Origin of the sequence: Acinetobacter sp. RRD8 (assembly GCF_031844225.1) — a bacterium.
Lineage (GTDB): Bacteria > Pseudomonadota > Gammaproteobacteria > Pseudomonadales > Moraxellaceae > Acinetobacter.
Window position 1 is genome coordinate 22,374 of the sequence record NZ_JAUZUU010000022.1, and the last position, 7,176, is coordinate 29,549.

At 35.0% G+C, this 7,176-nt stretch carries 6 protein-coding genes and 3 pseudogenes; 5 read left to right on the forward strand and 4 right to left on the reverse strand.

Annotation, left to right across the window (positions count from 1 at the left end; translation table 11 throughout):
* Positions 1-529: 529 nt before the first annotated feature.
* Positions 530-649, forward strand: a pseudogene (locus Q9R24_RS13640) (transposase); the annotation flags it as partial.
* A gap of 181 nt (positions 650-830) precedes the next feature.
* Here the strand turns inward: Q9R24_RS13640 and Q9R24_RS13645 are convergent.
* Positions 831-1,691, reverse strand: a complete 861-nt coding sequence (locus tag Q9R24_RS13645; RefSeq protein ID WP_004897622.1) for a LysR family transcriptional regulator — start codon at positions 1,689-1,691, stop codon at positions 831-833.
* A 136-nt stretch (positions 1,692-1,827) separates the two neighbouring features.
* Here Q9R24_RS13645 and Q9R24_RS13650 point away from each other — a divergent pair, with 136 nt between their 5' ends.
* The 3 genes and pseudogenes from Q9R24_RS13650 to Q9R24_RS13660 all read left to right on the forward strand — a co-directional run.
* Positions 1,828-2,538: an AzlC family ABC transporter permease gene (locus tag Q9R24_RS13650; protein WP_004897621.1), complete on the forward strand. Its 711-nt coding sequence runs from the start codon at positions 1,828-1,830 to the stop codon at positions 2,536-2,538.
* A gap of 89 nt (positions 2,539-2,627) precedes the next feature.
* Positions 2,628-2,843, forward strand: a complete 216-nt coding sequence (locus Q9R24_RS13655) for an AzlD domain-containing protein (RefSeq protein WP_247144359.1) — start codon at positions 2,628-2,630, stop codon at positions 2,841-2,843.
* Positions 2,844-3,837: 994 nt separating this feature from the next.
* A pseudogene (locus tag Q9R24_RS13660) lies at positions 3,838-4,132 on the forward strand (transposase); the annotation flags it as partial.
* A gap of 28 nt (positions 4,133-4,160) precedes the next feature.
* Here Q9R24_RS13660 and Q9R24_RS13665 read toward each other — a convergent pair.
* From Q9R24_RS13665 to Q9R24_RS13675, 3 genes and pseudogenes are all read right to left on the reverse strand, one after another.
* Positions 4,161-4,488: pseudogene (locus Q9R24_RS13665) on the reverse strand (IS1 family transposase).
* Positions 4,489-4,721: 233 nt separating this feature from the next.
* Positions 4,722-5,021, reverse strand: a complete 300-nt coding sequence (locus tag Q9R24_RS13670) for a hypothetical protein (RefSeq protein WP_004897615.1) — start codon at positions 5,019-5,021, stop codon at positions 4,722-4,724.
* A 2-nt stretch (positions 5,022-5,023) separates the two neighbouring features.
* Positions 5,024-5,662, reverse strand: coding sequence for an AAA family ATPase (locus Q9R24_RS13675; RefSeq protein ID WP_004897614.1), 639 nt, complete (start codon positions 5,660-5,662; stop codon positions 5,024-5,026).
* A gap of 393 nt (positions 5,663-6,055) precedes the next feature.
* On the opposite strand from Q9R24_RS13675, the gene repM reads away from it, so the two are divergent.
* The gene (gene repM / locus Q9R24_RS13680) at positions 6,056-7,003 is read left to right on the forward strand and encodes a replication initiation protein RepM (protein ID WP_026444494.1); all 948 of its coding nucleotides are present in this window, start codon (positions 6,056-6,058) and stop codon (positions 7,001-7,003) included.
* Positions 7,004-7,176 lie beyond the last annotated feature (173 nt).

Below are 7,176 nucleotides of genomic sequence, written 5' to 3' on the forward strand. Positions count from 1 at the left end.
ATTTGAAATTGGCTTGAAATTATGCAGATTTCTTTAAAAAATGTGTTGAGGTTTGTTTTTTTATTTATTTTTGAGTTATTCATCAAATTTATATCGTTTTCAGCATCGTATTCTTATTTTCAATGAATTTGTTTCCCCTGCTAAATAAAATAATATTTTAGATAAATATCAATTAATTAATAATTAACAATGAAGAAAAATAACACACATCTATCTTTCAAATTTCAGGTTTAACTCGTGACATGTAACGTTTTAATTTGGGGATGTAACACTTTTGTTTTTGTTAGAAACGAACGGTTTTTTGTTAGAAACGGACAGTATGTGAAGTGCATCACAATTTTTTAAATTTATTATTCTGTCTTATGAAATTAATACATAAATTTTATTAATACTTATTACGCAGCAGCCTTTTTCAAACAAGAAATTTCTGCATAGGCTGCTTTTAAAGAGTTCAGATGGTAATCCCCTCCTAAAAATAAAAGGATCTAAAAGTAGAATTTTCTCTTAAGATACAAGCAGGAAATTCTGTATGAAAACATCTAAATTTATTGACAGTCAAATCATGTCCATTCTGAAACAGGCGGAATCTGGTACACCTGTCGCTACTCTTTGCCGTGAACATGGCATGAGCAATGCTACATTCTATAAATAGCGTGCTAAATATGGCGGTATGGATACTTCATTAATGGTTTGACTCAGAAAGTTTGGATATTCTTATTTAATTGAACATTCAATCGCACATAACATTGGACATTGATTCTTATTCTACTTGGACACTTAAATAATTTCTGACAAGTTAAATGTAGGATAAAGATAATTTCTCATTTTATTTATACAATTGATTCTCTCAATGTTGATATTAATAAGTCCTGCAAATAGCTTACAGCTTCAAACTCTAGAGATTTTTGACTTCGATAAACTGCTACTTGCATTGGTTTTAGTGGTCCTAGCCCATGTTCAGCACCTAGAATTTTCAAATGGGGTGGCACACTACAACGTGTGAATACAGCGACTGCTAAGCCACTTTCAACAGCAGCAATTTGTCCTGCTAGACTAGAACTATTATATACAACCCGATACGTTTTCCCCTGGAGGGCTAAAGACTGAATAGCATTACGTTTGGCTAAACTTGTATCTTCATATACTGCAATTTTCAGAGGACTTGTTTTCCAAGTTTCAAACTGAGGTGAACCTACCCAGACAAGAGGTTCATAAAACAATAAAGTTCCTTGGCGTGAATGCTCTCTAGAGATTAAAGCTAAATCTAGATCACCAGATTCAATACGAGGAATAAGGGATGTGGATTGCTCGCAATGTAGTTCAATTTCAACTTTGTGATGTAATGTAGAAAACTTCTTTAACACTGGTGTTAAGTAAGTTGATGCGTAGTCATCAGGAACACCTAATCTTATGCGCCCACTTAATTCTGTATTCTGAAAGGCGTTGTGTATTTCATTATGCAAAGCCATCATTCTTCTCGCATAACCTAAAAGCAACTCCCCTTGTGATGTCAGTTGAAGCTGTCTACTTGATCTTTTAACCAATTCACATTGCAAGGCCTCTTCTAATTTTTTAAGTTGCATACTTACAGCCGATTGAGAGCGGTTTAAATCAGGTGCAGCACTTGAAAGTGAGCCTTTATCAACCACAGCTAAGAAACATTTTAGCCAATCAATTTGAAGATCACGCACTCACCGCTACCTTTTAATATTTGATAAACGAATACTATACTACTGAATTATTCGCTTTTATAAATTCAAATAGATTATAAAATTTAATTCCTCTCTCACCTTTATTTTTAAAAGGTTTTCATATCAAGGATCTGTTGTGTCAAACATAGACCAAGAACTTAGCAAATTGAATAATGACCTTATCTGGAAAGGATTCAAAAGTCTGCTTCCTATTTCTATTTTTGTGGCAATTTTTGGTGCTGCATTTGGATTAGCTGCCATTCAGACTGGATTAGATCCTTTATCTATCATTTCGATGAGTACCTTTGTATTTGCGGGCGCTGCTCAATTTGCCACATTGGAATTATGGGGACAAAGTGTGTCTTTAATTCCTCTGCTAGTGACTATTTTCTTCATTAATGCACGACATATTTTAATGGGTGCATCTTTATACCCTTGGCTAAAGAATCTATCGCCACTCAAACGATATAGCATTCTATTAGTCATTTCTGATGCGAATTGGGCATTCGCTCAACAAGCATTTCAAAATCAAAAACAAGGGCTTGGAATTTTATTTGGTGGCGGAATTGCTCTATGGCTATTCTGGGTAATAGGGACTTGTTTGGGTTTATATTTTGGTAGTGTTATTCAAAACCCAACCCATTTTGGTCTAGATATGGTTATGGCTTGTTTTCTGCTGTCAATGGTTGTTGGGGGGCAGAAAAATTTAAGAATTATCTGTATATGGATAGCAGCAGCTATAAGTTCATTACTTGCTTATTGGTACTTACCTGAAAACTCTCATGTTGTTGTTGGAGCTTTAGTAGGTGGCGTTGTTGGTATGCTATTAAAGGACAAACAGGCATGAATTTAGAGATAAGTACACAGTCGGTAGGACTTATTATTTTCATTATGGCACTTGTAACATTGGCCACCCGTTAGGGTGGTGTTTTCATCATGTCCTTTATCCCAATCAATGACCGAATACAACGTTTTATTAGCGCAATGTCAGCTTCTGTATTGGTCGCTATATTGGCTCCAATTGCAATTGAGGGGGATCTTGGTGCTCGATGTGCATTATTAGCGACAGCTATAACAGCGGTGATTTTCAAAAAACCTCTAGTTGCTATAGGGACTGGTATTATCACTGCGGCTGTTATACGACAGTTTTAGGGATAAGCTCCTGCAATTGATTTGATAAAGCCAAACACACAAGCGTTGGGCTTTTATGATTTATCAACAGGATTATTAATGCTCGAAATCTGCTCAGGACTCTCCACCCGTGATGAGCATCGCGAATCATGGGTGGAGAGTCCTGAGCAGATTTCGGCAATATTCACCCTACCTTCGCCAATAAAAATTGACACAGGTATTTGAATATTGCCGTTGTCGCTCTTCACGGTATGGAGCCGCCTTTCGCTTTCAATCGACACGCTCAGATTGCGTTTAGTCTGAGTCGCAAGAGAGTATTTTGGATCTAACTATCCACCCGCACACGCCTTTCTCTCTCATTGGCTTGTTATCTCGGCGAGGGAACTACCCAACATGCCACTTAAACAATCGACCAACGTATTCCCTGCGCCCTTTCCCCAGTGCAATTCTTCAGATAGGAAAGCGATTATAAAATCTTTAGCCTTTGATGCCTGCCGTCACTTATCCACCTGCACATCAAAGCCACGAAGAAGATCAAGCCAACATATAAACAGTTGCACTTACAAACTTAATCTTTTGTACAGACGTAGTGAACGAACCGATGGGTTTAAATTGTATGACGAAGCACATTTAACGAAATTTTTTATATCTGAGGCATTGAAACCAAAGCAATTTCTCAAAAAATTAGACTGTGTACAAAAAAATTTACATATAAACGGTTGTACAAAAGAATAATTTCCTTAAAATATGAGGAACTGGCAGTTACAAGCCTCTGGTGATTATCTGTACGAGTTTCCGCTCTACAGATCTTTCGTTAAAAGATACTGGTAATATCATTTAACTGTAACGCCAATAAATTTAATACAAAGGCCCTTGTTAAAACAAGGGCCTTTGTATTCCAGTTACATAAAAAATGAAATTAGCTATGTTAATGGGCTGCAATGTGATTTGGACAGCTCTTTTACTGAACCGTACCGGGTTTGTTGGAGACAACTTTTCTTGAGAGAAGGTTCCGATGACAAAACCCAAATATACCCCTGAAATCAAAGAAAGAGCAGTTCGCTTACTTGTCAAACCCGAAAAAGACTATATCCCTCGACTTGAATTGCAATCACAACAATTTCTCGCAAGATTGGCTGTACTCCTGAAAAACTTCGTGCCAGGCATCAAATGCATTTAGATCAGCAACGTATCAAACAACTTGAAAACTAGAATAAAGAACTGCAACGGGCGAATGAAATTCTTCGTAAAGCAGAAGCTTTTTTTGCCCAAGCGGAGCTCGACCACCCACACAAATAATGATTGATTTCAGGTGGTGTTTCAAAAATTATACTGGGATTAAATGCAGCCATTATTGATGTAGAAGAAGGTTAAATCGAAAGCCTTAAAGTGATTATCTAACTTTTTCGAAAAATTACAGCTTCTCCTAAGCTCATCGACTTCAAGACATTCGTAGTGACTTTGTTTAGGACGAATCTGATAGGTCGATTCACTTAAGGTTCGTAATACCTGAGTTGCACCCTTGATAGCTTAATCCATGATCACCAATAAACTGATGTTTGCAATCTTTGCACTGATGGTTTTGTTTCCCATCTACTTTGATGCCATTTCTCTTTATATTATTACTTAGACAGGTAGGACATTTAATTTGTAGCGTTATTTTCATACCTCTATTCTATCAAAAGCCATATTTTTTTCAGCATACTTTTTAAAACACCACCTAATTTTTTATGAAGTTATGAAGTTATGAAGTTATGAAGTTATGAAGTTATGAAGTTATGAAGTTATGAAGTTATGAAGTTATGAAGTTATGAAGTTATGAAGTTATGAAGTTATGAAGTTATGAAGTTATGAAGTTAGGTTATTTAATTTTATAAATTAAATAACCCATTCTCAATTTTATTTAAAACTATTATCAACTAACTGCTTAAAATCTTCTAAATTCTGCTCTGCCAGTGACTCTAAAGCTATTCTTACAATACTAGATCTGTTAACACGAGCATTATTACTTTTGATAATCAGCTCATCAATTAATTCACTTAATTCTTGGTTTAAAGAAAAGGTACAACGAACGAATTTCTTTTGTGAAACTTCTAGATCCTTAACTCTTTTATCAGCTCCAGATATGAAATTTTCAACCAGTTTATCCTGATCTGAAAGCTCGTCATTTTTCTTTTTTAAACCACTAAGACCTGCCATAATTATACTCCTAAAAACTCTTGAGCTATCCCTTCAATTTCTGCTTTTGCCTTAGGATCACTTGTTACTTCAAAAACAGATAAGCCATTTTCATCTGCATCATCATAAACATTTCGATTTGTCGTGATTTGGTCTAAGGCTTTTATTCCAAACGATACACAGGCTTCTTTAGCATCTAAAATTCGTTGTACTTGTGACGGTAATGTTGGGCATTGTGTAATGATTGCTCTTGCATTCAAATCTGGATTCACTGCTCGTGCCAGTTTTAATACTTGTTCCATATGATCCAAAGTTTTTAGATCTCTACGTTTAGGCCTAAAAGGCAATAGCATATGTGTTGCTATAGTCATAGCAGAACGCAATGCTTCCGAATCTTGTCCACCAGCATCAATGATAATATCTTCATATCTTTTTGATAAATCTTTTAAAACTTGACGAATATTGCCTGAAGCTTGTACAGATGGAATATTTTTTAAATCCTCATTTTCATCACGTTCTTTAATCCAGTCAGTCGTTGTACCTTGAGGATCTGCATCTAGAAGCAGAACATCTCTATTCTTTTTTTGTAAATAAACTGCTAAGTTTTGGGCGAGGCAGCTTTTACCAGCTCCGCCTTTTTCACCACCTACCAAGATAATCATAAGTTATGTAAGTTACGTAATTTTGTTAAAAATAATGTACAAGTTTCAATCTCCTGAATCAACTATTGTGAAAAATAAAGTTAAAAAATAAAGTTATCCACAAGTAATGTTCTTTTTTAATTTTATATATATCTTTAAATTTATATTTATAGGACCTTTGAATGCCTTATACGGTATAGTTTTCAGAGGATTTATATGGACATTTTCCTGACAATAAGTGGACATTTTCCTTTATTTAAATGGACGTTTTCCTGACAATAAGTGGACATTTTCCTTTATTTAAATGGACGTTTTCTTGATATAAATGGACGTTTTCTTGGCATAAATATATCTTCCATTAATAGACATTAAGTGTTAATGTCTATTAATGGAACTTATTTCTTTAATCACAATATGGCAAATCTGATTTATAAAGACAATAACTTGATTGAAGCATCTTATGCATTGACTCTGTCTGAACAACGCTTAATTTTAGTTGCAATTATTGCAGCTAGGGAAATTGAAAAAGAGCTTACATCGGATACATTGCTAACAATCCATGCGTCTGAATACATGAAGCACTTTAATTTGGGTCGTCAAGCGGCCTATGAGGCTCTTCAGGGAGCGTGTGATAACTTGTTTGAACGTAGACTCACCTATAAGGCCATAGATCCTGTTACAGGTAGGCCAGCGGTCTACAAAAGCCGTTGGGTATCAAAAGTTGGCTATGTTAAAGAAGCCGCATGCGCTCAACTAATTTTTGCTCCTGATATTTTACAGCTTTTTGTAAAACTTGAAGAAAAGTTTACTCGTTATGAATTAAAGCAAATTTCTCAATTATCTAGTGTATACGCTATACGGCTGTATGAACTTTTGATTAGATGGCGTAGCAAAGGCAAGCTATATATTAGTATGGTTGAATTGCGTGATAAGTTAGGTCTACTTGAAAATGAATATAAAACCATGGGAGATTTCAAAAAGCGTGTATTGACGGTTGCCATAGATCAAATTAATAAACTTACTGATATCGACGTAAGTTATGAGCAAAAAAAAGAAGGAAGAACAATTACACATATCGAATTTTCTTTTAATCAAAAAGCTTCCTTAATTGTTAGTGATAAGATACTGGAACCGACATATCAGTTGACACCAAAACAATCTATATTTTTCGCTCAAAAATTGTGTGACCTTATCAAATATCCCGAATTCGGGGGGAAATATGCCAATGTAGGCGAAGAGATCGAAGCGTTTAAAGAAAGGATTTCACTTGAACTTCTCGACCCTGAAAAGGTAAAAAAGTATTATCCGGATTTGTTAAAAGTGGGCTATAAAGAAAAATATAAATCGGAAAAGTTATCATAACCTGAATAATAGAAATTCTTATTTTGAACACGACTAACCTATAGGAAAAATTTAGTCTGCCCTGGTAACCCTAGTTCTATAATTTGGTCTTTATTGAGAAGTGTGTGTTTTAATTGCAAGGTTATTACATAAACAGTTATCAGCTGATCTATAAGGAATATAAGATTATAAAA

Excerpts from the sequence above, each read along its gene's own strand:
- Q9R24_RS13655 (WP_247144359.1), top strand. The coding sequence starts at position 2,628 with ATGTCCTTTATCCCAATCAATGACCGAATACAACGTTTTATTAGCGCA.
- Q9R24_RS13670 (WP_004897615.1), bottom strand. The coding sequence starts at position 5,021 with ATGGCAGGTCTTAGTGGTTTAAAAAAGAAAAATGACGAGCTTTCAGAT.
- Q9R24_RS13675 (WP_004897614.1), bottom strand. The coding sequence starts at position 5,662 with ATGATTATCTTGGTAGGTGGTGAAAAAGGCGGAGCTGGTAAAAGCTGC.
- repM (WP_026444494.1), top strand. The coding sequence starts at position 6,056 with ATGGCAAATCTGATTTATAAAGACAATAACTTGATTGAAGCATCTTAT.